23 protein-coding genes are annotated in these 24893 nt (G+C 70.2%); 11 read left to right on the forward strand and 12 right to left on the reverse strand.

All coding sequences use genetic code 11. The features are described 5' to 3' along the window. Window positions 1–82 precede the first annotated feature (82 nt). The 4 genes from OG214_RS21495 to OG214_RS21510 all read right to left on the reverse strand — a co-directional run bounded on the left by OG214_RS21495 (window position 83) and on the right by OG214_RS21510 (window position 3723). Window positions 83–865: an ABC transporter permease gene (locus tag OG214_RS21495; RefSeq protein ID WP_405985651.1), complete on the reverse strand. Its 783-nt coding sequence runs from the start codon at window positions 863–865 to the stop codon at window positions 83–85. Then, on the reverse strand, window positions 862–1890 hold the full coding sequence (locus OG214_RS21500) for an ATP-binding cassette domain-containing protein (RefSeq protein ID WP_405985652.1): 1029 nt from the start codon (window positions 1888–1890) through the stop codon (window positions 862–864). Before OG214_RS21500 ends, OG214_RS21495 begins: the two co-directional genes overlap by 4 nt. A gap of 244 nt (window positions 1891–2134) precedes the next feature. Continuing rightward, entirely contained in the window at window positions 2135–2980 is an 846-nt protein-coding gene (locus OG214_RS21505; RefSeq protein ID WP_383037743.1) for a DUF4097 domain-containing protein, read from the reverse strand. 173 nt (window positions 2981–3153) lie between these two features. Beyond that, complete coding sequence (locus OG214_RS21510) at window positions 3154–3723, reverse strand: hypothetical protein (protein WP_405985653.1); 570 nt, start codon at window positions 3721–3723, stop codon at window positions 3154–3156. A 455-nt stretch (window positions 3724–4178) separates the two neighbouring features. On the opposite strand from OG214_RS21510, the gene OG214_RS21515 reads away from it, so the two are divergent. The 3 genes from OG214_RS21515 (at window position 4179) to OG214_RS21525 (ending at window position 7491) form a co-directional block, all read left to right on the forward strand. Then, window positions 4179–5069: a phosphatidylinositol-specific phospholipase C gene (locus tag OG214_RS21515; RefSeq protein WP_382855010.1), complete on the forward strand. Its 891-nt coding sequence runs from the start codon at window positions 4179–4181 to the stop codon at window positions 5067–5069. 126 nt (window positions 5070–5195) lie between these two features. Next, window positions 5196–6131: a hydroxymethylbilane synthase gene (gene hemC / locus OG214_RS21520; RefSeq protein ID WP_383037737.1), complete on the forward strand. Its 936-nt coding sequence runs from the start codon at window positions 5196–5198 to the stop codon at window positions 6129–6131. Between the two features lie 205 nt (window positions 6132–6336). Further along, window positions 6337–7491 carry a serine hydrolase domain-containing protein gene (locus OG214_RS21525; RefSeq protein ID WP_405985654.1) on the forward strand — a complete coding sequence of 385 codons (1155 nt, stop codon included), beginning with the start codon at window positions 6337–6339 and terminating at the stop codon, window positions 7489–7491. Between the two features lie 89 nt (window positions 7492–7580). Here OG214_RS21525 and OG214_RS21530 read toward each other — a convergent pair whose 3' ends face one another. Together OG214_RS21530 and OG214_RS21535 are read right to left on the reverse strand one after the other, a co-directional pair. Continuing rightward, window positions 7581–9554, reverse strand: coding sequence for an Ig-like domain repeat protein (locus OG214_RS21530; protein ID WP_405985655.1), 1974 nt, complete (start codon window positions 9552–9554; stop codon window positions 7581–7583). A 1424-nt stretch (window positions 9555–10978) separates the two neighbouring features. Continuing rightward, complete coding sequence (locus OG214_RS21535; RefSeq protein ID WP_405985656.1) at window positions 10979–11743, reverse strand: hypothetical protein; 765 nt, start codon at window positions 11741–11743, stop codon at window positions 10979–10981. Between the two features lie 511 nt (window positions 11744–12254). On the opposite strand from OG214_RS21535, the gene OG214_RS21540 reads away from it, so the two are divergent. From OG214_RS21540 to OG214_RS21555, 4 genes are all read left to right on the forward strand, one after another. After that, window positions 12255–12689: a DUF6010 family protein gene (locus tag OG214_RS21540; RefSeq protein WP_405985657.1), complete on the forward strand. Its 435-nt coding sequence runs from the start codon at window positions 12255–12257 to the stop codon at window positions 12687–12689. A 97-nt stretch (window positions 12690–12786) separates the two neighbouring features. Continuing rightward, window positions 12787–13311 (forward strand): DUF6879 family protein, encoded by a 525-nt coding sequence (locus tag OG214_RS21545; protein WP_405985658.1) that lies wholly within the window; start codon window positions 12787–12789, stop codon window positions 13309–13311. A gap of 16 nt (window positions 13312–13327) precedes the next feature. Continuing rightward, window positions 13328–14179 carry a helix-turn-helix domain-containing protein gene (locus OG214_RS21550; protein ID WP_405985659.1) on the forward strand — a complete coding sequence of 284 codons (852 nt, stop codon included), beginning with the start codon at window positions 13328–13330 and terminating at the stop codon, window positions 14177–14179. 431 nt (window positions 14180–14610) lie between these two features. After that, a complete protein-coding gene (locus OG214_RS21555) occupies window positions 14611–14829 on the forward strand; it encodes a hypothetical protein (RefSeq protein WP_405985660.1) in 219 nt (72 codons plus the stop codon). A 144-nt stretch (window positions 14830–14973) separates the two neighbouring features. Here the strand turns inward: OG214_RS21555 and OG214_RS21560 are convergent, their stop codons facing one another. From OG214_RS21560 to OG214_RS21585, 6 genes are all read right to left on the reverse strand, one after another. After that, window positions 14974–16395 (reverse strand): sensor histidine kinase, encoded by a 1422-nt coding sequence (locus OG214_RS21560; protein WP_405985661.1) that lies wholly within the window; start codon window positions 16393–16395, stop codon window positions 14974–14976. Next, a complete protein-coding gene (locus tag OG214_RS21565; protein WP_405985662.1) occupies window positions 16392–17207 on the reverse strand; it encodes a response regulator transcription factor in 816 nt (271 codons plus the stop codon). Before OG214_RS21565 ends, OG214_RS21560 begins: the two co-directional genes overlap by 4 nt. A gap of 243 nt (window positions 17208–17450) precedes the next feature. Next, on the reverse strand, window positions 17451–18545 hold the full coding sequence (locus OG214_RS21570) for a S1C family serine protease (RefSeq protein ID WP_405985663.1): 1095 nt from the start codon (window positions 18543–18545) through the stop codon (window positions 17451–17453). Between the two features lie 141 nt (window positions 18546–18686). Then, the gene (locus OG214_RS21575) at window positions 18687–19709 is read right to left on the reverse strand and encodes a LacI family DNA-binding transcriptional regulator (protein WP_363083223.1); all 1023 of its coding nucleotides are present in this window, start codon (window positions 19707–19709) and stop codon (window positions 18687–18689) included. A 24-nt stretch (window positions 19710–19733) separates the two neighbouring features. Continuing rightward, window positions 19734–20612: a response regulator transcription factor gene (locus OG214_RS21580; protein ID WP_363083222.1), complete on the reverse strand. Its 879-nt coding sequence runs from the start codon at window positions 20610–20612 to the stop codon at window positions 19734–19736. Then, a complete protein-coding gene (locus tag OG214_RS21585; RefSeq protein ID WP_405985664.1) occupies window positions 20609–20755 on the reverse strand; it encodes a hypothetical protein in 147 nt (48 codons plus the stop codon). The genes OG214_RS21580 and OG214_RS21585 overlap by 4 nt, the downstream gene beginning before the upstream one ends. 205 nt (window positions 20756–20960) lie before the next feature. On the opposite strand from OG214_RS21585, the gene OG214_RS21590 reads away from it, so the two are divergent. The 4 genes from OG214_RS21590 to OG214_RS21605 all read left to right on the forward strand — a co-directional run bounded on the left by OG214_RS21590 (window position 20961) and on the right by OG214_RS21605 (window position 24690). Further along, window positions 20961–21836 carry an alpha/beta hydrolase family protein gene (locus OG214_RS21590; RefSeq protein WP_405985665.1) on the forward strand — a complete coding sequence of 292 codons (876 nt, stop codon included), beginning with the start codon at window positions 20961–20963 and terminating at the stop codon, window positions 21834–21836. An 87-nt stretch (window positions 21837–21923) separates the two neighbouring features. Then, the gene (locus tag OG214_RS21595) at window positions 21924–22178 is read left to right on the forward strand and encodes a MoaD/ThiS family protein (RefSeq protein WP_363083219.1); all 255 of its coding nucleotides are present in this window, start codon (window positions 21924–21926) and stop codon (window positions 22176–22178) included. Window positions 22179–22188: 10 nt separating this feature from the next. Further along, window positions 22189–23733 carry a hypothetical protein gene (locus OG214_RS21600; RefSeq protein ID WP_405985666.1) on the forward strand — a complete coding sequence of 515 codons (1545 nt, stop codon included), beginning with the start codon at window positions 22189–22191 and terminating at the stop codon, window positions 23731–23733. Window positions 23734–23940: 207 nt separating this feature from the next. Next, complete coding sequence (locus OG214_RS21605) at window positions 23941–24690, forward strand: DUF2993 domain-containing protein (RefSeq protein WP_363083217.1); 750 nt, start codon at window positions 23941–23943, stop codon at window positions 24688–24690. Window positions 24691–24893 lie beyond the last annotated feature (203 nt).

Raw genomic sequence — 24893 nt, forward strand, 5'->3', positions numbered from 1 at the left:
ACAGGTGAGGGCGGACAGGCCAGGGCGGGGTGCTCGCTCGCCTGGTGGTGAGTGAGTACCCCGCCCTTGTGTGGTCCCGGGCTCAGCGGGTGGTGCCGTTGTTGAAGAGTGACCGCGACCAGACATAGCCGACCAGGGCGATACCGGCGCACCAGGCGAGCGAGATCCAGCCGGCGTTGCCGATCTCCGAGCCGGAGAGCAGGCCGCGCAGTGTCTCGGTCATCGGCGTGAACGGCTGGTACTCGGCGAACCAGCGCAGGCCCGGCGACATCGACTCGGCCGGTACGAAGGCCGAGCCGAGGAACGGCAGGAACTGGATGAGCAACGGCTTGTTGCTCGCCGACTCGACGGTCTTGGAGATCAGGCCGAGCGCCGCGGACAGCCAGGTCACCGCGAAGGCGATGGCCGTGAGGAGGCCGGCTGCGGCCAGCCACTCCAGCGGGGTCGCCCCGGACCGGAAGCCGACGGCGAGCGCGAAACCGACGACCAGTACGGCGCTCACCATCGTCTGGACGACGCTGCCGACGACATGCCCCGTCATGAACGACGAGCGCGTGATGTTCATGGTGCGGAAGCGGTTGATGATGCCCTCGGTCATGTCGGTGCAGACCGCGATCGAGGTCGACATCGAGCCTGCGGCCACTCCCATGATGATGATGCCGGGCGTCAGATAGTTCAGATACGCGTCCCGGCCGCCGCCCATGCCGGCGCCGATCGAGTCACCGAAGGCGTACACGAAAAGCAGCAGCATCAGGATCGGCATCATGGCGCTGCCGAGCCCCACGGACGGATAGCGGATCGCGTGCTTCAGATTCCGCCGCAGCATCGTCGTCGAGTCACGCACGGCGTAGGCGAGGGTGCTCATCGCAGGGTCTCCTTCATGTGGAGCGCGGCGTCGGTGCGGCCGTCGCCGGTCAGGGCGAGGAACACGTCGTCGAGGTCGGGGGTGTGTACGGAGAAGTCGGCGGCGCGGATACCGGCGGCGTCGAGCCGGTCGAGCAGGGCGCGCAGCGCGTCGAGACCGCCGTCGCCCGCGACGCGCAGGGCGAGCTCCTCGTCGTCGCGGGCCGCGCCGGGGAAGGCGGTGGCCGCGCGCTCGTACTCGTCGGGGTCGGTGAACCGCAGACGTACATGGCTGCCGGGGATCTGCGCCTTGAGCTCGTCGGCGGTACCCTCCGCGACGATCCGGCCGCCGTCGAGCACCGCGATCCGGTCCGCCAACTGGTCGGCCTCCTCAAGGTATTGCGTGGTGAGGAAGACGGTGACGCCGCCGGCGACCAGCGAACGCACGGTCTCCCACATGGTGCGGCGGCTGCGCGGGTCCAGCCCGGTCGTGGGCTCGTCGAGGAAGATCACCCGTGGGTCGCCGACCAGTGTCATGGCGAGGTCGAGCCGGCGCCGCATCCCACCGGAGAAGAACGCGGCGCGCTTGTGCGCGACGTCCGCGATGTCGAACCGCTCCAGCAACTCCTCGGCCCGCTTGCGGCCCTCGCGCTTGCCGAGCCGCAGCAGGTCGGCCATGAGGAGCAGGTTCTCCTCGGCGGTGAGCAGGTCGTCGAGCGCGGCGAACTGCCCGGTGACGCCGATCGCGGCGCGCACCTCGTCCGGTGCTGTGGCGACGTCGTGGCCCGCGACCTGGGCCTGCCCGCCGTCGGCGGAGATGAGCGTGGACAGGATCTGCACGGTGGTGGTCTTGCCGGCGCCGTTCGGTCCGAGCAGCGCGAACACGGTGCCGGACGGGATCCGCAGATCGATGCCGTCGAGGACGGTCTTGTCGCCGTACGACTTGCGCAGATCGGCGGTGGAGACAGCGGCGGAGACGGCGGTGGAGACGGCGGTGGAGACGGCGGCGGGCGGCTGCCGGCCGTCGCTCGGACTGGACGTGGACATGACAGAGGAACCCATGAGGCTCTCCCATTCGAAGGCGTGGTGAGCGGTGAAGTGGCCTTGGGCGTACGGGGATTGGGCGTACGGGGGTCAGGTGTACGGGGGGCAGGCGTAAGGAGATCGGGTGTACGGGGGGGTCGGGCGTACGGGAGTCAGGCGTACGGGGGTCGGGCCTACGGGGGTCCGGCCTACGGAGATCGCGCGGGTCGGACCCGGGCGCGGCTCGCGTGCGTCAGGCCCGTGCGGGTCAGACCCGGGCGCGGCGGATGTCGATGTTGCCGTAGCGGGTACGGGCCCTGACCTCGACCGTCTCCTCGGACTTGTCCGGGCTGTCGGACGCGGTGAGCGCGTTGTGCACCTGGCCGGCGCCCGAGTCGATGTCGAGCCAGGCGGCCGTGCCCTCCCGGATACCGACCTCGATGGCGCCGTACGAGGTCTCCAACTGGACGGTGCCGCGGGCGACCTCGTCGACGCGCAGGGTGCCGTGGGCGGTGGTGGCGGCGACCGAGCCCTCGGCGTGCTCGATGATGATGTCGCCGTTGGCGCCGCTCACACGCAGATCGCCCAGGGCGTCACCGACGGTCGTGGTGCCGTGCGAGTTCTTCAGGACGGCCGGGCCGTCGAGGGTGCCGACGCGCAGGCTGCCGGAGCTGGTGGTGATCTCGGCGACCCCCTCGACGCGGTCCACGGTGATGCTGCCGTGGGACGCGGTCAGGTGCAGCGGCCCGGTGCTGTCGAGCCGGACGTCACCCGACGAGGTCTTCACACGGACCTCGCCGAGCCGGCCCTCGCCGTACACCTGGGCCCAGGCGCCGGTGATCTCCACCCGCGAGCCCGTGGGCAGTTCGACGGTCACGTCGACGGTGCCGGTGCGCCCGATGAGATAGCGCTGCTTGGGCGTTCTGATGGTCAACAGGCCGCTCGCGTAACGCACTTCGGTCTGCTCGGCCGCCCGTACGTCCGGGTCCTTCTTGGGGTCGCGGGGGTGTACCTCGACGAGGGTGTCGAGCCGGTCGGCGGCGATGAACCGGATGGATCCGGCTTCCACGTGGGCGGTGGCCGAGATCGTCGCGGGGGTGTCGAAAGAAGGCATGGCTGTCCCGTCCTCTTGGGTCTTCGTGGCGTCCCTGCTGGTGGGACGTGGTGTGAGTGAGTGAGTGAGGTGAAGTGAGGTGAAGTGGTGAGGTGCGGTGTGGTGTGGAGTGCGGTGTGAGTGAAGTGGGCCGGGCAGGGCGGCGGGGCGGGGAGGGGCAGGGCGAGGCGCGGTTAGCGCACCCAGCCCGTGAAGCTCTGTCCGACGGCGCGGGTGGTACGGGTCTTCTCCGTCGTACGCGGCCGGGGGCCGCCGTCGACCGCGGCCGACACGGCTCGTACCAGCCACGCGTTGACCGACAGGCCCTCGCGGTTCGCGGCCTCCTCGGCGCGCGCCTTGAGGTGGGCGGGCAGTCGCAGGTTGACGCGGGCGGTGCCGCCGCCGTCGTCGCCGTCGGCGGGCGCCGGGGCCAGGGCTGGTGCCAGGGCCGGTGCCTCGTACGCCTCGGCGGGCCCGCTCTTGTCCCCGTACGCCCCGTACGCCCTGTACGCCTCGTCGCCCGCCGGCCGCGTCACCACGAAGTCGGGGTCGAGTCCGCGCAGCCGTACGTCGACCGAGCCCGGGGCGAGTTCGCGGGTGATCTCGTCCATCGCGGCGGAGAGCACATTGAGCATCGCCAGGCGGGTCGCCGACTCCAGGGGAGCGGTGAGCCGCTCGGCCAGCTCGCGGGCTTCTTCGCCGCCGGCTTCGGCGGCCACCGCGAGTTCGCGGCGGAGGTTGTCGACATACGGCGTGAGGTCCATAACGCCATAGTGGCACCACTATGGCGCCATGTGCAAGTCCGTAAGGGGAGCGGTTGTGGGGCGAGGCTGAGGTGGGGCTGATCTAGTGGCTCTGACCTGCGGAAATGTTTCGGCGTCGAGTTGCGCCAATGCGGTGCCATGTGGCGTCGGCGCCTCTCTGGCGCATCGAATGGCACCACGTGGTGCCATGCGGCGCAACCGCCAAGTGGGTTGTTCGATCGGCGCGGCAGCGGCAGGGGGAGGGGGAGTGGGAGGGAGGGGATCGGATCTGGGGCGGTGGGGCGGTGGGCTTCGGTTCGCCGTCCTTGCCGTCCTCGCCGTCCTCGCCGTCCTCGCCCTCCTCCGTGGTGCGTTCCGATCATTCCGCCGCCGTTCATTCCACCCTGTTCCGCGCGTGACGTGTACCGGACATAATCCGAGGGCTGACCCCCCACAGCAGACGGAGGCACCCTCGTATGAGCACACATACCGGTACGCGCCGCGGCTTTCTGGCCGGCGCGCTCGCTGTTTCCGCCACCGCCCTCATCGGCGCGGCCCCCGCAGTCGCCGCGTCGCGGCGGGCGCTCGCGCCCCAGGACTGGATGGGCGGTTTCGCGGACGCCACGCCCTTGCAGCGGCTCACGATCCCCGGTACGCACAACTCCGGCGCGCAGGTCGGCGGGTTGTGGGTGGCCTGCCAGAACACCACCGTCGCCGCCCAGTTGAACAGCGGCATCCGCTTCCTGGACGTACGCTGCCGCGCCTTCGACAACGCGTTCAGCATCCACCACGCCGCGTACTACCAGAACCTCAACTTCGACGATGTGCTCGGCGCCTGCCGGGACTTCCTGCGCGACCACCCCTCCGAGACCGTACTGATGCGGCTCAAGCAGGAGTACTCCGAGGAGAGCGACGCCGAGTTCCGGCGGATCTTCGACACCTATCTCGACGGCAAGGGCTGGCGCTCCCTCTTCCGGCTGGACGGCGGCGGGCTGCCCACGCTCGGCGAGGCGCGCGGCCGGGTCGTGCTCCTCGCGGACAACGGCGGGCTGCCCGGTGTGCGGTACGGGGACGGCGGGCTGTTCGACATCCAGGACGACTACCAGGCCGAACCCTTCGCCAAGTACCCCAAGATCGAGGCCCACTTCCGCAAGGCCGCCCAGCAGCCCGGCAAGATGTTCATCAACTACGTGAGCACGGCGGCCCTGTTGCCGCCCCGCTGGAACTCCGACCGGCTCAACCCACAGGTACATACGTTCCTCGACGGCGCCGAGGCGAGCGGCTGGCGCGGGCTCGGGATCGTACCGCTGGACTTCCCCGCCACCCGCTCCGGCCTGGTGGAATCCCTGATCCGGCACAACGGCTGACCGTCGGGCACCGTCCCCGTACGGTCCGGCCCGCCCCCGTACGGCCCGCCCCCGCCCCCGTCACCGTCCGGTGGCAGGGGCGGGCGGGCCGCCGGAACGCGGGTACGACGGTCTATCGTGGACGCCATGTCCGCCCCTGAGCTGATCCGTATCGTCTCCCGCGACTCGCCCATGGCGCTCGCCCAGGTGGAGCGTGTCCGCGCCGAGCTGGCCGCGCTCCACCCGGGCATCGCGACCGAGGTCATCCCGGTCAAGACCACCGGCGACAAGTGGATGGGCGACCTGAGCAAGGTCGAGGGCAAGGGTGCCTTCACCAAAGAGGTCGACGCCGCCCTGCTCTCCGGCGAGGCGGACCTCGCGGTGCACTGCGTCAAGGACGTCCCCGCGGACCGTCCGCTGCCCGCGGGCACGACCTTCGCCGCCTTCCTCAAGCGCGACGACATCCGCGACGCCCTCATCCACCCCGGCGGTCTCACCCTCGGTGAACTCCCGGCCGGCACCAGGATCGGCACCTCCTCGGTGCGCCGCGTCGCCCAGCTCGCCGCCTCGCACCCGCATCTGGAGTGTGTCCCGTTCCGCGGCAACGCCAACCGCCGTCTGGAGAAGCTCGCCGCGGGCGAGGCGGACGCCATCCTGCTGGCCGCCTCGGGCCTCGAACGCATCGGCCGCACCGACGTGATCACCGAGATCCTCTCGCCGGAGACGATGTGCCCGCCGATCGGCGCGGGGGTCCTCGCTCTCCAGTGCCGCGAGGACGACACCGTCCTCATCGACACCGTCAGCGGCCTCGGGGATCCCGACACCTACCGTGAGACCACGGCGGAGCGGATGTTCCTCCATGTCCTCCAGGGCCACTGCAACTCGCCCATCGCCGGGTACGCCCAGGCCCAGCGCAACGGTGACCTCTCCCTGCGCGCCTGTGTCTTCACGCCCGACGGCAAGACCGTGCTCAACGCGCACGAGTGGGCGGGCCCGCTCGACCCGGCGACCCTGGGGACGTCCGTGGCCGTCTCGCTGCTGCGGCAGGGAGCGCGTGAACTGATCGACAACATCGCGCACTAGGGTCTGTCCGCGCGCTGGCCAGCAGGTCCGCGCGCTGCCACCAGGTCTGCGTGGATCCCATCGGGTCTGCACGCTTCCGAGGCTCGTGGGCTTCTCGGTGTCCGGCGATCTCGGTGACCGATGATTTCGGGCCACGGCTCGGGTCTACCTTCTGACCGCACACTTGAGGCGGCGGGCCGAGACGGCGGACCGAGAAGGTGGACCGATGAGCGAACTGCGCGACGTTCTGGACAAGCACATCAGCAATGGACCGGTGCCGGGAGCGGTGGCCCTGGTGGCCCGTGGCGACCGGGTCGAGGTCCAGGAGGCCGGCTCCGTCGACATCGAGGGCACCGCCCCGATGGCCAGGGACACGATCTTCCGTATCGCCTCGATCACCAAACCCGTCATCGCCGCCGCGGTCATGATGCTGATCGAGGACGGCCGGATCGCGCTGGACGATCCGGTCGCGCCCTGGCTGCCGGAGCTGGCGGAACCGTATGTCGTCCGTACGCCGGGCAGCCCCGTCGACGACGTCGTACGGGCCGGCAGACGGATCACCGTCGCCGATCTGCTCTCCGCCCGTGCCGGGTACGGCTTCCCCGCCGACTTCTCGCTCCCGGCGCTCGCTCCCCTGTTCAGCGATCTGAAGCAGGGGGCGCCGCAGCCGCAGCAGGTCGCGCCCCCGGACGCGTGGATGGCGGAGCTGTCCCGTATCCCGCTGCTGCACCAGCCGGGCGAGGGCTGGCTGTACAACACCACCTCCGACATCCAGGGCGTGCTGATCGCCAGGGCCTCGGGCCGTCCGCTGTCCGAGTTCCTGGCCGAGCGGATCTTCGAACCCCTCGGGATGACCGACACGGGATTCCACGTACCGCCCGCCAAGCTCGACCGGTTCACCAGCTTCTACCGTCCCGCCGACGATCCGGCGGGCGGCCCTGTGCTGGTCGACGCTCCCGACGGACAGTGGAGCAGCCCGCCGGCCTTCCCGTCGGGCGCCGGCGGGCTGGTCTCCACGGTCGACGACTGGCTGGCCTTCGGCAGGATGCTGCTGGCCGGGGGCAGTGTGGCCGGCCGCCGGTACCTGACACCCGAGTCGGTAGGGCTGATGACCACCGACCATCTCACCCCGGCCCAGCGCGACGCGGGCAAGGTGTTCCTGGAGGGCCAGGGCTGGGGGTTCGGCGGTTCGGTCGACATCGAGCCGGTCGACCCCTGGAACGTACGGGGGCGTTACGGCTGGGTCGGCGGTACGGGAACGACGGCCCACATCGTCCCGTCCACCGGCACGGTCGCCGTCCTGCTCAGCCAGCTCGCGATGTCCAGCCCGACACCGCCCGACCTGATGCGGGACTTCTGGCGGTACGCGGCGGGGGCGTAGGGCGGCCGGTAGGCCTGTTGCAGCTCTGAGGCCGTGCAGCCCTGAGGCCGGGTCCCGCGCGCGGGACCCGGCCTCAGGCACCGGTGGCGCTACTTCGTGAAGTACATGTACTTCCACGCCCCGTGCGTCGTCGCGTTCACGGTGTCGCCCGAGGACCCGTTGATGTACGAGGAGCGCATACGGGCGCGGATACCGGCCTCGCCGGGCGCCCCGAGCTGGACCGCGGACTTCCCGTTGGTGGCCAGGGCGAAGTACTCGGAGCCCGAGTCGTACCACGTGCCCTGGTAGTAGACCTGGAGCTGGAAGCGCTGCGCACGGCCCTTGTAGTACGTCATGGACGTCGTCAGGACCGGGTCGGTGTTCTTGTGGAACCAGTAGTACGACGTGGAGCCGATCTTGCCCGTCTTGTAGTGCTTGGAGACGGACGTGGAGACCTTCACCTTGGCGTACGCGGTCGACTTCACCGTCTTCGGACCCGAGCGGGTGTCGCCCGTGTAGACGGCGGTGACCGAGGTGTCCCGGGTCATGTCCACGGTGACGGACAGGTCGCCCTTGGAGTTGACCTTGCCCTTCTTCAGCAGCTTCTTGGGCTTGTCGCCGCCGGCCGGGTCGGCCCAGAGCTCGACGACGCGGTTCGAGTACGTCTTGCCGAGGTGGGCGGTGAAGGAGACATCGGCGCCGTACGAATAGACGGAGCCGTTGCGGTTGAGGGAGAGGGCGGTGGACGTGCGCGAGACGGCGACCGTGTCCTTGCCCGAAGCGGGCGCGTGCGTGGTGTCACCCGCGTACTGCGCGGTGTAGACGACATTGCCGCCCGCCGGCGGGGCGTCGGTGAAGGAGAACGCGCCGGAGGAGCTGACCGTCTTCGTACCGAGCGACCTGCCCTTGGGGGAGGCGATGTCGGTACGGACGACGGTGACCTTCGAGCCCGCGGGGAACGCCTTGCCGGAGGTCAGCTTGCCGGTGACGGTGATCTTCTTGGCGCGCGTCGCCTTCGCGGGCGCGGACACGCTGACCGTGACCGGGTAGCGGGCGGCGTTCTCCAGGACGCGCAGATAGAGCTTGTCCTGCCCGGAGGAGATGGCGAACAGCCTGCTGCTGTCCGGGGCCCAGGCCAGTCCCTGGTTGGCGATGGTGTCGCCGCCGGACGCGGACTGGGCGTAGGTGTACGTGCGGTACGGCTTCGTCGTACCGGGCTTGAAGACGAAGACGTCCTTGTCGTACCAGGCGAACGTGGACAGGGCGACCGTGCCGTCCGGGGCGATCGCGGCGGAGGTAGGGCCGCCGGCCTCGGTGGGGTAGCCGCCGGTACGGGTGAGGTCCTCGGCGTTGATCGCGGTGGCCGCGTAGGGGGACTCGCCCGACGCGGCGACGATCTTCTTGCCGTCCGCGCTGAGCGCGAAGTCGTTCATGTAGTTCGCGGCCTCGGACGGCATCCCCTCCTTGCGCAGGACGGGGGCGCCCGTGGAGACGTCGTACACGGCCAGGCCCGACCAGGTGCCGTGGTGACCGAACACCAGGGTGTTCCCGGCGGACTCCAGCTCGGGGGCGTCGTACCACGACCGGTCGGGGAGCTGGTCGAGAGCCACCTCGGGGGTGCTCGCCGCCGGGTCGAACGAACCCACGTGGTGCGAGGGCTGCTGCCCGTACGCGAACCACACCCGGCCGCCGGCCACGGCCAGGGTCTGCGGGTCGGTGTTCTCACCGATCGCGTACCGGGTCGCCTCGGTCGAGGTGGAGGTCGCGATGGCGACGACGCTGTCTTCGCCGGGGACGGCCGCGTAGACGGTGGCGGAGTCGGGCGTGATCGCCAGATCCCGCACGCCGGGAAGGTTCGGGACCGTGGTCACGAGCTTGCCCGCGTAGTCGGTGACGACGACCTTGCCGCCGGCCGGGTCGCTGATGTAGACCCGCTTGTGGACACCGTCCACGGCGAGATCGCCGTACGAGGTGATCGGAAGGGCCGCGGCGGAGTCGGCGGCAGCCGAACCCGCGGTGCCGACGGCGAGCGCCGACGAGCTGATGAGGACCGCGAGCGCGGTCGACAGGGTGCGCGTACGCACGTTGATTCTTACCCCCACAAAGAGACCCGGTGGATGGGCCGGGTGCCGAGTCGGGCCGCGCGGCTTCCGACACCGTTGATGAGGACGGCAGACGGGGCGCGGCCACTACTGCTCGCAGCGTATGCCAGGCCTCTGACACTCGGGCAAATGAATTGTCGGGGGTGGGGAGTTGGCGGGGGTGGGGGTGGGGTGTGGGGTGGCTGCTGTGGCTGTTCTGTCTTCTGGCACAGACCGAGGGGTAGTCGGGGTGGGCCGGGTGGTTTTGTGCCACGCGGGGGCCGCCCCTCTGGGTTTGAGTTTCGCGATTCCGGGCCGGGCGTCAAGGGCGCTCCTTCGTCGCGTCGCTGCGCGATGACCTCCGGTCACCCTTGACCCCCGTCCCTCCATCGCAAGTGCGGACAGGCGGGAGGGGCGGCCCGGGGGAAGGGGTCCCCGGGGAGATCCGTTGAGGGTGCTGGTTTCCTTCCCGGCCTCGGGTTGGTGGGTGGAGTACGCGGCAGTGGAGTGGGGCGGCCTGGCACCGGCTCAGCGGCTGACTGTCCATAGTTGGCCGGGGTTCAGTCCCGTGTCTGGGGTGGGTGGTTGGTGGGGTGGGTGTGTCTGTGGCGGGTGTGGGTGGGCCGGTTGAAGGCCTGTTTGTGCTCTGGGACCCGCCTAACGCAACTGAGGACACATGACCGCCGCATGGCACTCCCCAACCCCCTTCCAAAAGTGGGCATATGGGGTATCGGTGGGGCTTGTTGAGTCCATCTCCCGCAGAACTGGGCGGAGATGGGTCCGGCAGCGTCCTTCGGACGTCTCTTGTGTCGGTGTGACGCGGGAAGCGTCCTCACCGGTCCCCGACCGGCGAAAAGGGCAGTCATACGGGCCCGTCCGGAACATCGGGAGGACGCGGGCTCGTCCGCCTGGCGCTTGGGGTGCCACACGGTCACGGATCTCAGACACGGGACTGAACCCCAACCAACGAACGGCCGTCCGACGCTGAGCCAGGCCCAGAAGCCCCATTCCACTGCCGCGCAGACCACCCACCAACCCGAGGCCGGGGAGGAAACCAGCACCCCCATCTGAGCCCCCCGGGGACCCCTTCCCCCGGGCCGCCCCTCCCGCCTACCTGCACTTGCGATGGAGGGACGGGAGTCAAGGGTGGAGCGCAGCGGAATCGGCGCAGCCGACGCGACGGGGGAGCGCCCTTGACGCCCGGCCCGGAATCGCGAAACTCAAAGCCAGAGGGGCGGCCCCCGCGTGGCACGAAACCACCCGGCCCACCCCGACTACCTCTCGGTCCTGACCCGCAGCCACAGCCGCCACAACAGCCACCGGCGCCGAGCGAGGAGCCGTCGCACGCGGCGGCGGCGAACCGGGCGTACCCCCTGTGGGCGTTGGGTGTGCCGCCGCAGGGGGTCGTCCGTACGCCACTGGTGCGGTCAGGAGCTGAAGGGGACGGCGTCCGCCGCGGAGGTGTGCCAGTTGGTGACGATCGGCTCCGCCACGAGGATCTTGCCGACCGGGAGGGAGACCGGGTTCGGGTCCTCGTTGCCGATGGCGACGATGATGCTGTTCAACTCCTTGCCCCAGTTGTCGTTGGTGGTCTTCGGGTTCACCCCGGCGTAGGCGGTCACTCCGCGCTTCAGCGTGATCTGCGGTCCGACGGCCTGCTCCGCCGGGCCCGCCTCGGTGCCGTCGGATCCGAAGGCCACCGTGGGGAGGGCGGCGGGCAGGACGCAGGTGATGCCCGACCTGGCCTTCGCGATGATCAGGATGTAGCCGCCGGCCTGGGTCTCGGCCCTGGTGCTCCAGGAGATGTCGTTGGCGCCGCAGACCTGCCCGTAACCGCTCTTGTCACCGCTGCCGCTGCTGCCGTCAGCGCTGCCTGCGTTGCCGCTGCCGTTGCCGCCGGAGGCGGCGTTGCTTCCGCTTGCCGTGCTTTCGCCCGCCGCGCTTCCGCTCTTGCCGCTCTCCGCGGCGGAGCCCTTGGAATCGGAGCCCTTGGACGTTTCCGCGGCGGCGTTCTCGGCGGACGCACCCGACGTGGCGCCCGTATTTGATGCGGCACCCGTGACGGACGTGGCACCCGTACCGGACGTAGTGCCCGCGCCCGAGTCCGTCGTGTCCTGGCAGGCGGTCAGCGACAGGGCGGCGACGAGGGCGGTGGCGGCCAGGGCGGTGGTGCGGATGCGGTGCTTGAGCATGATTCTTCTTCCCGTTCCGGTCGGATCCGGCCCGCTCCCGCACCGGACGGTGTTCCGGTGGCGGCGGGGCCCGGTGGAGATGGAAGCGCGACGGCGGCGAGGGAGCGTTCGCTGAGCGAGGGGTGCTTCCCAGGCCGGTGCTGCTGTCTGGTCACAGCTTTCGGGCTAGCCGGTCGGGGCCGCAACCAGCCACGGGAAGAACGGGACGCTGGAACGGTGAAACACCCTCTGACCTGCGGGAACAACATGCCCCTGGAACGGCGTCCCGGGACGGCGACCGTCACATCACGGCCGGAAGGGCCCCGCCGCATCACCGCCGGGACCGCCGGGACGGCCTCCGCCGCACCGCCGTAAGCACGGAGGGCCCTTCCAACCGGATCCCTCGCGCGGGCCATGGCGCTATCCCGTTGAAAGGTGTCACTCACGCCACTGGGGGGCGGGATGGCCGCCGCTTAGCTTCGGAAACGGCCCAGGACGGACGTCCCGCACTCCGAGAAAAGGTTCCGCAGCCATGACCTACGTCTTGCCGATTCTGATCGGCGTCCTCTACGCCCTCTTGATGTCACTGATCCGCGAACCGCACCGACGCCGCTTCAACGCGATCATGGTGGCGGGGGCGGGAGCCGCCTATCTGAGCGGTGGCGGCTTCGGCGGCTGGGAACTCGTCTTCACCGCGGTCATCACCTACGTCGCGTACCGCGGGCTGGAGTCCTGGACCTTCATCGGCATCGGCTGGCTGATGCACACCGCCTGGGACCTGGTCCACCACTTCAAGGGCAACCCGATCATCCCCTTCGCCCACGACTCGTCCCTCGGCTGTGCCATCTGCGACCCGGTCATCGCGCTGTGGTGCCTACGCGGAGGCCCGTCCCCGCGCGAACTCCTCCGCCACAAGCACCCCACCCGCCTCCAGGACCAAGCCGCCCCCAAGGCAACGGCTTTGTGAATTCCCGTCCTGCTGGTGGCACTTGACGTGGACCGCTGTACGGGCGACGCTCGTGGAACGTCGTGGAACCAAGCGCTGGCTATTCGGGAGGCATGCGATGTGGCGGACCGCTCCACCGTTCGGTGAGCTGCTGGCCGGTTGCGGGCGGTCGGCGGTGCATCTTGAGATGCGCGACCATTACGACGACCCGGACGAAGCGCCGCGCGTCGCAGCCTGGAAAACTGGCTATCGTGCCGATTCCACCGACCGAGCCTCATGGTGGCGTCCATGGCTGGACATGGTGGCCGAATCGGTGGCCCGGGGTGTCGAATTGCGTCGGGCGCGTATTGTCTCCGAGCCTGTGAGCGAGTACACGCGGTACCTGTACGACGGAACGTTCACCAACATTGCGGCTGGTGAACAGATTCGCTGGCTACCCCGAAGGAAGGCGTCAGATATTGCGTTGCCCGGAAATGACTTCTGGCTGTTCGACGGACGCCTCGTCAGGTTCGGGTACTTCTCAGGTGAAGGAACTTACCTCGGGGACGAAGTGACCGACGAACCATCTGTGGCGAAACTTTGTGCCGACGCGTTCGAAAGCGTGTGGGCGAGGGCTACGCCGCACGAGGATTACAAGATCTGACGGACACATCAGACCCATGCCCGCGTCGCCCTCATCCAGTGTTCAGGCTGCTCGTAAGGCGGTTGCCGACCGGCTCCGTGAAGTCCGCCGGGACGCCAACCTCACAGCCAAGGACGTTGCTGAGCGTACCGGCTGGTACAAGTCCAAGGTTTCTCGTCTTGAGAACGCCGTAACGCCTCCGTCTGATGACGATATCCGTGCATGGTGCCGCGCCTGTCAGGCTGACGGGATGGCCGCTGACCTCATCGCGGCCTCCCGTTCGGCGGACAACATGTACGTCGAATGGCGACGCGTTCAGCGGTCCGGACTGAAGCAACTTCAGGAGTCATACCTCCCCCTGTACGAGCGCACCAAGGTGTTCCGAACCTACTGCGCCAATGTGGTGCCGGGAGTCCTTCAAACCCACGCCTACGCGTCTGCGCTGCTGCGTTCCATCAGCGAGTTCCACGAGACCCCCGACGATGTGGACGATGCGGTGGAGGCCCGGCTTGACCGCTCCGCGCGAGTGGTGCGCGGGGGAAACCACCGCTTCGCCTTGGTGCTCGAAGAATCGGTGTTGCGTCACCGTGTCGGAAACGCGGAGACGATGGCCGGACAGCTTGGCTATCTCCTGTCGGCCATGGCATTCCCGTCCGTCTCGCTGGGCGTGATTCCCTTCTCTGCTGAGCGCCGCATGTGGATGATCGAGACGTTCAGCGTGTACGACGAAGAGCAGGCTGAAGCGGAGCTACTCACCGCGCGCGTGAACGTCACTGTGCCGAGTGAGGTACAGCAGTACCTCAAAGCGTTCGGGAGCTTCTCCAGACTGGCCGTCTACGGGGCCGACGCCCGAGCTCTGATCACTTCCGCGGTCGACGCGTTGGAGTGATGTGCGTAGAACTTTGTGGAACCGCCTAGGAGTTGAAGCCATCGCGGTCCTAGCGTTGTCCCTGCACGGATGACGTGAAGGCGTGCGGGGAGACACCCGCACGCCCACCGCCTCCGTGACGGACAACTGGACAGTCCCTCGTCCGACCGGACGTCTTGAGTACGGGCAGACGTGTCCGGTCCGGGCTGATGGGCTCAGGCTCTTGCCTCGGTCAGCCCCTTCACCGGGTGCCGCTCCAGGCGGTGAGGGCAAGCCGCTTCGGACCCGGGGACACCGAAGCGCCCAGATGTCCGCCCCGACCGGTGAGAACCCTGGACAGGTCGAGTGGTCGGGGCGGGTGACCAACCCGCAGGGCTCAAGCCCCGCGGTTCACCGGTCACGCCATTGACCGTACGGCGCGCGTGACCCTTCACGAAAGAGGAGGTCGGTGGATGAGCGCTCAGACCGTCGACACATATGAGACGCGCAGACCGGACGCCGAGGGATGGCGGGGCATCCCGTTCCGTCACCTGGAGGGCGTGCCCGTCGGCGACACGGCGGACATGAGCATCCTGGTAACGGCGGAGGACGACGGCGGCAAGCACGACGCGGGGCCCTTGCCCCCCGAGGCGCCGCGCGACCCGGCTCCGGGCGGTGGTGACGGCAAGTAGTCACGGCAAGTAGTCACAGCAAGCAGTCGCAGCCAGTAGGTCCCGCCAGTAGGTGATCCCGTGCCCTGCCTGTGCGTCTCCCCTCGGCGTACGGGCGGGGCTTCGGGCGTGCCGCCCGGCGGGCGGTTGGGCGCTTCGGTGTGCTCACAGGGTTTCCGGTGGGGGCGGTGGGGGTGTGGGGGCGCCTGGGATGCGGATGGCTGCCACTGTGCCGCCGCCCGCCGCGTGGCGGAGGGCCACCTCGCCGCCCGTCTGGTGGATCGTACGGGCGACGATCGACAGGCCGAGGCCGGAGCCGGGGAGGGCGCGGGCCGAGGGGGAGCGCCAGAAGCGTTCGAAGACGTAGGGGAGTTCGTCGGCGGGGATGCCGGGGCCGTGGTCGCGTACGGTCAGTTCGCCGCGTTCGCTCAGGGCGACCTCCACCGCGCCGCCCGGCGGGCTGAACTTCACCGCGTTGTCGAGGACGTTCACCAGGGCGCGTTCGAGCGCGGCCGGTTCGGCCCGTACGTACCACGAGCGCAGATCCGCGGTGATGGTCAGCTCGGGGCCGCGCAGCCGGGCCCGTTCCAGCGCGCTCTCCACGATGTCGTGGAGAGCGACGACCTGGAGGGGGCCGGGGTCGGCCGCGTCCGGGCGGGAGAGTTCCTGGAGGTCCCCGATGAGGGAGGCCAGTTCGGTCATCTGCGCCTTGACCGAGGCCATCAGCGCCTTGCGGTCGTCGGGCGGGATCGCGCGGCCGGTGTCCTCGCTGCGGGCGAGCAGTTCGACGTTCGTACGGAGCGAGGTGAGCGGGGTCCGCAGTTCGTGCCCGGCGTCGGCGATGAGCTGCGACTGCCGGTCGCGGGAGGACGCGAGCGCGGCGGTCATCGAGTTGAAGGAACGGGAGAGCCGGGCGATCTCGTCCTCGCCCTCGACCGGGATACGGACGGTCAGGTCCTCCGTACGGGCCACATGCTCGACCGCGCGGGTCAGCCCGTCGACCGGCCGCAGTCCCGCCCTGGCGACCCAGAGGCCGGCCGCGCCCGCGCCGACGACACCGACGCCGGCCACGGCGGTGAGGAGCAGGGCAAGCCGGTTCAGGGCCGAGTTGATCTCGGTCAGCGGCCGTGCCACGGAGACGGCGATCGGAGCGCCGGGACGCAGGGACTCGCGCTGGGTGAAGACACGGACCTCGGTGCCGCTGTCCGTGGTGCTGTCGTGCAGCGAGGTGTGCTCGGTGCCGTTGGCGACCGCGAGATCCTCGGCCCGCACCTTCACCGGCTCGGAGTCGGGGGCGACGCACCGGGTGCCGTCGGGCAGGATCACCTGGATATAGGCGAAACCGGATCCGTTCGTGGACTCGGGAGGGATGCCGCTGGTGCAGTTGTTCAGCGCGTTCTGCACCGTGCTGGGCGGGGCGGAGGTGTTCTCCAGGGAGGTGTCCAGCTCGCTCGGCAACTGGGTACGGGTGAGCAGCCAGCAGGTCACGGCCACCGCGGCGACGGCGACGGCGACGGCCGTGGCGACCAGCAGCGCGAGCCGGGAGCGCAGTGGCAGTGACTGGAACCGGTGGATCAGACCCCTCACGCCGCGCCGCCGCTTCCGCCGCCGGGCGCGAGTCCGGAGGACCGCGCGGCTCCCGTACCGCCCGTACCGCCCGTACTCCCCGTACCGCCTCCCGTGCTGTCCGCACGCAGCGCGTATCCGACACCACGCACCGTGTGCACCAGCCTCGGTTCGCCGCCGCTCTCCGTCTTACGGCGCAGATACATCACATACACGTCCAGCGAGTTGGAACTCGGCTCGAAGTCGAAGCCCCAGACGGCCTTGAGGATCTGCTCGCGGGTGAGCACCTGCCGGGGGTGCGCCAGGAACATCTCCATCAGCGTGAATTCCGTACGGGTCAGTTCCACCCGCCGGTCGCCCCGCATGACTTCGCGTGTGGTCAGGTCCATCCGCAGATCGGCGAAGGCGAGCACGTCGTTGCCCGGCAGCTCGCCGGTCGTCGTCGCGTACGAGCTGCGCCGCAGGAGGGCGCGGATACGGGCGAACAGCTCGTCCAGCTCGAAGGGCTTGACCAGATAGTCGTCGGCGCCCGCGTCCAGCCCCGTGACCCGGTCGCCGACCGTGTCGCGGGCGGTCAGCATCAGGATCGGCACCTTCGAACCGGCGGCCCGGAGCCGGCGGGCGGCGGTCAGCCCGTCCATACGGGGCATCTGGATGTCGAGGACGATCAGGTCCGGGGTGTACGCGGTGGCCTTGGCGAGGGCGTCGACACCGTCGACGGCGACCTCGGTCCCGTACCCGTCGAACGCGAGGCTCCGCTGGAGGGCCTCGCGTACGGCGGGTTCGTCGTCGACGATCAGGATTCTCTGGGGATCGCCTTCGGCGGGACTCATATCGCTTCCACCTCGTCCTCGTCGCTGGATCGTCGGGTCTCGTCGGGTCGGGTCTCGTCAGGTCTGCCGGTCGTGCGGGTCTGTCGTCGTGCGGGTCTGTCGGTCGTGCGGGTCGCCGCTCCGTGGCGCGGACCGGTGTTATCAGCGTCGCACGGCCGCGGTGCGCTTATGTGCCGCACACCTCTTACGGCCGCGGCCCCGGCCGCGGTCGCCTCGGTCGAGGTCGCCGCGGCCGTGGACCGATCAGCTCGTACCCCCGCCCCGCAGCGCCGCGAGATCCGACTTGACCGTATTGATCGGGATGGCGAAGCCCAGGCCCACGCTCCCGGCGCCGGAGCCGCCGCCGACCGAGGACGAACTCGGTGCGTACATGGCCGAGTTGATGCCGATGATCTCGCCGTTCATATCGATCAGCGCGCCACCGGAGTTGCCCGGGTTGAGTGAGGCGTCGGTCTGGAGCGCCTTGTACGTGGTCTTCGAGGACCCGGTGTCCCCGTTGAACTGCTGCCCGCCGAACTCGAACGGCCAGTTTCCGCCGCCGGGCTGCTGCTGGCCCTGGCCCTGGCCCTGATCCTGGTCCTTGGCGACGGTGACGTCCCGGTTGAGCGCCGAGATGATGCCGCTGGTGACCGTGCCGGTCAGGCCCTCGGGGGAGCCGATCGCCACGACCTCGTCGCCTACGCCCACCTGGTCGGAGTTGCCGAGCGTGGCGGTCTTGAGGCCGCTCGCGCCGTCCAGCTTGACGAGCGCGAGGTCCTTGTCCGCGTCCGTGCCCACGACCTGGGCGTTGTATGTCTTGCCGTCGCTGAGCCGCGCCTGCACCGTCGACGCACCGGCGATGACATGGTTGTTGGTGATGATCTCGCCGTCGGATGTGATGATCACGCCGGAGCCGGTGGACTGTCCGGAGTTCGAGCTCGCGGTGATCTCGACGATCGTGGGGGACACGGCCTGGGCGACACCGGCGACCGTGCCCTTGCTGCTCTGCGAGACCGTGGTCCCGTTCACGATCGTGTCCCCGCCGCTCGTACCGTTGCCGGAGCGCTGTCCGACCAGGGTGGCCGTGCCGCCGCCGATGATCGCGGCGGCGATCGCCACGGCCGCGAGGAGCGCGACCGGGGCCTTGGCCCTGCCGCCCCTGTGCGCCGTGGCGGTATGGGCCGTCGCGATGCCGTCGCCGTCGCCGTGACCGCCGCTGTGGCCGTGGTGGACCGGCGGTACGGGGGGACCGTACGCGGGGGGCGGCGGGTACGCCGGGCCCGGGAAGCCTTCGGAGGACCCTACGGTGGGCTGCTGCGTGCTGTCTGCGTCGCCGCTGCTGCGGTAGTAGTCGGTCATGGAATCGACTGTCGGCGCGCGAGATGAGAAGCGGCTGAGGACGTCCTGAGAAGCCCAACAAAACCGTGTATGCCCCATGTAAAGAGGGCGGCGATTGGGCCGGCGTCCCTGTGCGGGAGGCCGGCGGCTGGACCGGTGTCCCTACGCGCAGCCGCAGGACCGCCGCACGATCAGCGCCGACGGGAACTGCTTCACCCGTTCCCGCCGCGACCCCGCCACCCTCAGCCCGTCGTCCAGCACCAGGTCCACCGCGGCCCGCGCCATCGCCGGCCGGTCCGAGGAGACCGTCGTCAGCGGCGGGTCGGTGAGCGCGGCTTCCTTCACATCGTCGAAACCCGCCACCGCCAGTTCGCCCGGGACATCGAGCCGCAGCTCACGCGCGGCCCGCAGGACACCGATCGCCTGGTCGTCCGTGGCGCAGAAGATCGCCGGGGGTCTCTCGGGGCCGGACAGCAGATCCAGCGCGACCACATAGGCGTCGTAACGGTTGTAGGGAGCCTTGAAGAGGCGTCCCTCCACCGACCGGCCGGACTCCAGCATCGCCCGCCGCCAGCCCTCGACATGGTCCGTCACCGGGTCGCCGACGACCGGCGTGGACTCGACGCCGCCGAGACACGCCACGTAGTCGTAGCCGTGTTCCAGGAGATGGCGGGTGGCGAGCTGGGCGCCGCCGATGTCGTCCGTGACGACCGCCACGTCGTCGATGCCCTCGGGACGCTCGTGCAGCAGCACCACCCGGGCGTCCCAGGCATCGATCTCCGCGGCGGCGCGCTCGCTCGGGCCCTGGCTGACCAGGATCAGCCCGGACACCCGCATACCGAGAAAGGCCCGCAGATAGTGGACCTCGCGCTCGTCCCGGTAGTCGGAGTTGCCGACCAGCACCATTTTCCCGCGCTCGGCCGCGGCCTGTTCGACCGCGTGCGCCATCTCCGCGAAGAAGGGCTGCCGGGCGTCCGGCACGACCATCCCTATGAGGTCGGTCCGCCGCGAGGCCATGGCCTGGGCGACCCGGTCGGGGCGGTAGCCCAGCTCCTTGATCGCGGCGACCACCCGCTCGCGCGTGGCCGGGGCGACCGGCCGGGGTCCGTTGTTGATGACGTAGCTGACGACCGCGGTCGACGTACCCGCCAGTCGTGCCACATCGTCCCGCGTCACCTTGGCCACGCGCGGCAGTCTACGCGGGGTGACCTACCGCTTGGCAGGCCGTACGGCAGGTTCCCGCACCGAAGCCCGCTCGGTGGCCGAAACCGTACGCCCGCGTTCCTCCGCCTTCTCGTGCCGCGGCTCGGCACGAGGGTCGTGGCGGGGGTCGTGACGGGGGGTGTCACGGGGCTCGTCACGGGAGGAATCGGGAGCTGTCGCCTTCGCCTTGGCCTCCTCGGCGGCCCGCTCGACCTTCTCCGGGGTGACGAAGCGGTAGCCCACGTTCCGTACGGTCCCGATCAGGGACTCGTGCTCGGGGCCGAGCTTGGCGCGCAATCGCCTTACATGCACGTCGACCGTGCGCGTACCGCCGAAGTAGTCGTAACCCCAGACCTCCTGGAGGAGCTGGGCCCGGGTGAAGACCCGGCCGGGGTGCTGCGCGAGGTACTTGAGCAGCTCGAACTCCTTGAAGGTCAGGTCGAGGACCCGCCCCTTGAGCTTCGCGCTGTACGTGGCCTCGTCGACCGACAGATCGCCGTTGCGGATCTCCATCGGGGAGTCGTCCGACGAGATCTGCTGGCGGCCCATCGCGAGCCTCAGCCGTGCCTCGACCTCGGCGGGGCCCGCCGTGTCGAGCAGTACGTCGTCGATCCCCCAGTCCGCCGTGACGGCGGCGAGTCCGCCCTCGGTCACGACGAGGATCAGCGGGCAGCCGGGTCCGGTGGACCGCAGAAGCTGGCAGAGCGACCTGACCTGCGGCAGGTCGCGCCGGCCGTCGATCAGGATGACGTCGGCACCGGGGGTGTCGACGAGTGCGGGCCCCTCGGCGGGAGCGACCCGCACATTGTGGAGCAGGAGCCCGAGTGCCGGCAGCACCTCCGTCGAGGGCTGGAGTGCGTTGGTCAGGAGCAGCAGGGAGCTCATCGCCGCTCACCTGCCCTGGTCAGTCCGGTGGCCGGGGCGGCGGCCGGTGTGGTCGCCAGTCCGGTGGCCGGTGCGGTCGTCGGCTCGGCGGCCGGCCCGGCCGGTTCGGTCGGACAGTGGTCGTGCGCGGTTTGCTTGCCCATTACGTCGGTTCCTCCTCGGTCCCTGCGAGGACGTATGCGGCACTGCTCGGTAGTGCCGTAGCGCGGTGCTCGCACCGCACTGCTCAGTACTACCGCTTGGTACTGCCCGGTACCGCTGTGTCATCTGTCTGTAACAACGAACCGGAAACACAAAAGGACCCGGGGGCTACGTTGCCCGGATCCTCTTCGCAGCAGAATAACCCACATGTGTACCGCGTCATCTGGTCAATCCCGCAGATCATCTGATTCATCCAGGGTGCCCGCTGCCCGGCGCGCGGTTCTCAGGACCGTGGACCGGGTCCCCATCGAGGCGGTGTACGAGCCGTGTACGGCGGGTTTCCCCCGGGATTCCGGGGGCGGCGGCGGGACCGCGATCGTGCTGGCCCACGGCTTCACCGGGTCGGCGGAACGGCCGGCCGTACGACGGGCGGCGCGGGTCTTCGCCCAGCGTGCGGCGGTCGTGACCTTCTCGTTCCGTGGACACGGGGGCTCCGGCGGACGGTCCACGGTCGGCGACCGGGAGGTGTTCGATCTGGCGGCGGCGGTGACATGGGCACGTTCGCTCGGCCATGAACGCGTGGTGACGGTGGGCTTCTCGATGGGCGGCTCGGTGGTGCTGCGCCATGCCGCGTTGCACAGGGGGCGCACGGATGCGCGCACCGACGCCGTCGCCTCCGTAAGCGCTCCCGCGCGCTGGTACTACCGGGGGACGGCACCGATGCGACGGCTGCACTGGATGGTGACGCGGCCCGCCGGACGGCTCGTCGGACGGTACGGATTGCATACGCGTATCCACCACCGGGAGTGGGATCCGGTGCCGCTCTCGCCGGTCGAGTCGGTCCCGCTGATCGCCCCGACCCCGCTGCTGGTCGTACACGGTGACCGTGACCCGTACTTCCCGCTGGACCATCCGCGCATGCTGGCCGCCGCGGCGGCCACGACGGCGGGGGCGGGACCCGCGGAGCTCTGGCTCGAACCCGGAATGGGCCACGCCGAGAACGCGGCGGACGAGGCCCTGCTCGCACGGATCGCGGAGTGGCTGACGGCCGGGGAGCGGGGGCGCGCGGACATCCGGCGGTAGCGCGGAGGGCGGCCCGCGTACGGAGGCCCGGACCCGGAACGGCCAGGGGCGTCGGCCATCATGGAGGCCGACGAAAGGAGTGCCGCTATGGCAGCGGGCACGATCCGCTACTGGGCCGCGGCCAAGGCCGCGGCCGGAGTCGCCGAGGAATCGTATACGGCCGACAACCTGGCCGACGCGCTCGACGCCGTGCGGTCGAAGCACCCCGGCGAGCTGACGCGGGTACTCCAGAGGTGTTCGTTCCTTGTCGACGGTGACCCCGTGGGAACGCGTGGCCATGAGACCGTACGGCTTGCCGAGGGCGGCACGGTCGAGGTGCTCCCGCCGTTCGCAGGAGGGTGAACCGCACAACATGAGCAACGATCAGCAGTATCCGTACGGCCAGTACGGGGGCAACGGCGCGTACGGGGAGCACGGTCAGTACGGCGAGGACGGCCAGGGGAACGCCGTGCCTGGCCAGAACGCCGGGCATGACCAGAACGCCGGGCATGGGCAGTACGACCAGTACGGCAACCCGCGGCAGCCCCAGCAGCCCCAGCAGTCACAGCAGCCCCAGCACCCTCAGCAGCAGCCCGTGTACCAGGAGCCGGTCCAGGATCAGGGCGCCGCGCAGACCTGGGAGGGCCAGACCTGGGACACCCAGTACCAGCCGCGTCTCCAGTGGCAGCAGGACCAGTACGGGCAGCAGGTCGTCCAGCAGGGCCGGCAGCCTCAGCCGTATCCGCAGGCACAGGGACAAGGGCAGGGGCAGGGACAAGGGCAGGCGCAGGCGCACCAGCCGTATCAGCAGGCGCCTCAGGCCGCTGCCGCCGCCGAGACGGCCTATCTGCCGGTGCAAGGCGCTCAGGGCGCCCAGGGCGTGCAGGGCGCTCAGGGCGTGCAGGGGACGCAGGGCGTGCAGGGCGCCTATCCGCTGCCGCCCGAGGTGCCCATGCCGGGTCAGACTCCCGGTGCGGGGCCCGGCGCGGCGCCAGGTGCGGCGCCCGGTCCGGGTCCGGCTTCGTACGCGCCCCAGGGGGCGTTCCAGGGACCGGCGCAGACCGGTCCCGCGTCCGCTTCCGCCCCCACCTCTGCTCCCGCTGCCGCGCCTGCCGCCGCCGTCGACGGCTACAGCGCCCCTACCACCATGGGCAACGCCCGGATCACCGACGCCCAGCGCGCCCGCGCCGAGGGCCGGTCGCCGATCATCCCGCCGGGTATGCAGCCGGCCGGCCTGACCGCCGTACTCGGCCTGCTGCTGGCCGGAGGCGCGGCGGTCGGACCGTACGCGCTGCTCGTCCCGCTGGTGCTGCTCCAGGCGGTCACCGCGGCGGGCTGGTTCCGGCTGAACGGCATGTGGCCGGCCAGACAGGGCATCGCGCTCGCCTTCCTCGGCGGGCTCACCGCCGATGTCGCGCTGCTCGCCGTGGACGACGAGTACGCCGTGGCCGCGGTCCTCGGCACCCTCGGTGTGTGGGTGCTGCTCACGGTCGTGCTGCAACTGCGCAGCCGCGCGGGCGCCGACGAGCGGATGGAGGGCCTGATGGCCACCGTCGTCTCGGCCGCGCTCACCATCATCGCCACCGGACATCTCGCGGCCCTGCCGGACGCGGTGGTCGTGGGCGGGGTGGCGGTCGCCGTGGCCACCGTGGCGCGTGCGCTGCCGCTGCCGGGGATCGTCTCCGTGGTGGTGGCCCTGCTGGTCGCGACGGGCGCCGGGGCAGTGGTCGGCGGGATGACGGATCTGGGCGGCGCGGGCGCGCTGCTGGGACTCGGGGCCGGGGTCTGCGCGCTGGTCGGGCTGCGGGCCGCGAGCTATGACTATCCGTCCCGTTTCGTGCATATGACGGCGGGAGTGGCCCTGCCGCTCACGGCTGCCGCACCGGCCGTCTATCTGCTGGGCCGTGTGCTGGGCTGACCGTTCGGAGGCCGGTTCCGGGAACCGTTACGCTCGCACGGTCGTCAGGGAAGCCAGAGCGATCGAAAGTGATCAAAGACGATCACGGGGATCGACGGGCAGCGTCCGATCGGCGTCTGCCCCGACACCTACGGGGCCGGACGCCCTACAGGGCCGGACACCCGGCAAGGCCAGACAGACACCTAACAGGGTGGGGGACACCGAGCAATGCGCGCACTGCGAATACTGCTGATACTCGTCGTGGTCTTCGGCGGTCTGTTCGTCGCCGCGGACCGTGCCGCGGTGTACTTCGCCGAGGGGCAGATCGCCGACAAGATCAGGTCGAGCCAGGGGCTCAGCTCCCAGCCCCAGGTCTCCATCAAGGGTTTCCCCTTCCTCACGCAGGTCCTGGGCTCCTCGGTGGACGAGGTCGACATCGCCCTCGACGGTGTCAGCGCCACGGCCGACGGGCATCAGGTCCAGGTGACCGAGGTCAGCGCCGAGCTGAAGAACGTCAAGATCGACAGCAGCTTCTCGTCCGCGACCGCCGCCCAGGCCAGCGGTTCGGCACACATCTCGTACGCGGATCTCGCGAAGTCGGCGCCGAAGGGCGCGACGGTTGGTTACGCGGGCGCCGACCGGGCCGCCAAGGGGCAGGTCAAGCTCTCGGGCCGGCTGGCGGACGTGCTGGACGGCGCGGGCATCGACATGCCGTCCTCCGTGCGGGCGCTGCTGGACGGCCAGGATGTCACGGCGTACAGCACGGTCTCGCTGGAGGGCGGCAACACGGTCCGGCTGCGCGCCGAGGCCCTGCCCGAGCTGCCGGTGCCGGGTCTGAACGAGCAGGTGCGGGACGTGGTCAACTACGACCTCAAGCTCGACGGACTGCCGTCCACCATCAAGCTGGACCGGATCACCGCCTCGGAGAGCGGCCTCCAGTTCGCCGGCACGGGCACGGACGTCTCGCTCGCGGGCTAGGGAATGGAACGGCTCCCGGACGGGGTGGCCCACCCCGTCCGGGGTGGCTTCCGTCCGGTCGGACGGCCGGACACCGGGACGATCGGGCAGCCGGACGCCGGGATGGGCCAACAGTCGGATGGTCGGATGGCCGGATGGTGAGACGGTGGTGTCCGCTCCTCAGAAGGCCGACGGGCGGAAGCGCCGGGCGGGGCGGCGGTAAT

Source organism: Streptomyces sp. NBC_00872, assembly GCF_045161915.1.
Taxonomy (GTDB): domain Bacteria; phylum Actinomycetota; class Actinomycetes; order Streptomycetales; family Streptomycetaceae; genus Streptomyces.

Excerpts from the sequence above, each read along its gene's own strand:
- OG214_RS21495 (WP_405985651.1), bottom strand. The coding sequence starts at position 865 with ATGAGCACCCTCGCCTACGCCGTGCGTGACTCGACGACGATGCTGCGG.
- OG214_RS21500 (WP_405985652.1), bottom strand. The coding sequence starts at position 1,890 with ATGTCCACGTCCAGTCCGAGCGACGGCCGGCAGCCGCCCGCCGCCGTC.
- OG214_RS21505 (WP_383037743.1), bottom strand. The coding sequence starts at position 2,980 with ATGCCTTCTTTCGACACCCCCGCGACGATCTCGGCCACCGCCCACGTG.
- OG214_RS21510 (WP_405985653.1), bottom strand. The coding sequence starts at position 3,723 with ATGGACCTCACGCCGTATGTCGACAACCTCCGCCGCGAACTCGCGGTG.
- OG214_RS21515 (WP_382855010.1), top strand. The coding sequence starts at position 4,179 with ATGAGCACACATACCGGTACGCGCCGCGGCTTTCTGGCCGGCGCGCTC.
- hemC (WP_383037737.1), top strand. The coding sequence starts at position 5,196 with ATGTCCGCCCCTGAGCTGATCCGTATCGTCTCCCGCGACTCGCCCATG.
- OG214_RS21525 (WP_405985654.1), top strand. The coding sequence starts at position 6,337 with ATGAGCGAACTGCGCGACGTTCTGGACAAGCACATCAGCAATGGACCG.
- OG214_RS21535 (WP_405985656.1), bottom strand. The coding sequence starts at position 11,743 with ATGCTCAAGCACCGCATCCGCACCACCGCCCTGGCCGCCACCGCCCTC.
- OG214_RS21540 (WP_405985657.1), top strand. The coding sequence starts at position 12,255 with ATGACCTACGTCTTGCCGATTCTGATCGGCGTCCTCTACGCCCTCTTG.
- OG214_RS21545 (WP_405985658.1), top strand. The coding sequence starts at position 12,787 with ATGTGGCGGACCGCTCCACCGTTCGGTGAGCTGCTGGCCGGTTGCGGG.
- OG214_RS21550 (WP_405985659.1), top strand. The coding sequence starts at position 13,328 with ATGCCCGCGTCGCCCTCATCCAGTGTTCAGGCTGCTCGTAAGGCGGTT.
- OG214_RS21555 (WP_405985660.1), top strand. The coding sequence starts at position 14,611 with ATGAGCGCTCAGACCGTCGACACATATGAGACGCGCAGACCGGACGCC.
- OG214_RS21565 (WP_405985662.1), bottom strand. The coding sequence starts at position 17,207 with ATGAGTCCCGCCGAAGGCGATCCCCAGAGAATCCTGATCGTCGACGAC.
- OG214_RS21570 (WP_405985663.1), bottom strand. The coding sequence starts at position 18,545 with ATGACCGACTACTACCGCAGCAGCGGCGACGCAGACAGCACGCAGCAG.
- OG214_RS21580 (WP_363083222.1), bottom strand. The coding sequence starts at position 20,612 with ATGAGCTCCCTGCTGCTCCTGACCAACGCACTCCAGCCCTCGACGGAG.
- OG214_RS21585 (WP_405985664.1), bottom strand. The coding sequence starts at position 20,755 with ATGGGCAAGCAAACCGCGCACGACCACTGTCCGACCGAACCGGCCGGG.
- OG214_RS21590 (WP_405985665.1), top strand. The coding sequence starts at position 20,961 with ATGTGTACCGCGTCATCTGGTCAATCCCGCAGATCATCTGATTCATCC.
- OG214_RS21595 (WP_363083219.1), top strand. The coding sequence starts at position 21,924 with ATGGCAGCGGGCACGATCCGCTACTGGGCCGCGGCCAAGGCCGCGGCC.
- OG214_RS21600 (WP_405985666.1), top strand. The coding sequence starts at position 22,189 with ATGAGCAACGATCAGCAGTATCCGTACGGCCAGTACGGGGGCAACGGC.
- OG214_RS21605 (WP_363083217.1), top strand. The coding sequence starts at position 23,941 with ATGCGCGCACTGCGAATACTGCTGATACTCGTCGTGGTCTTCGGCGGT.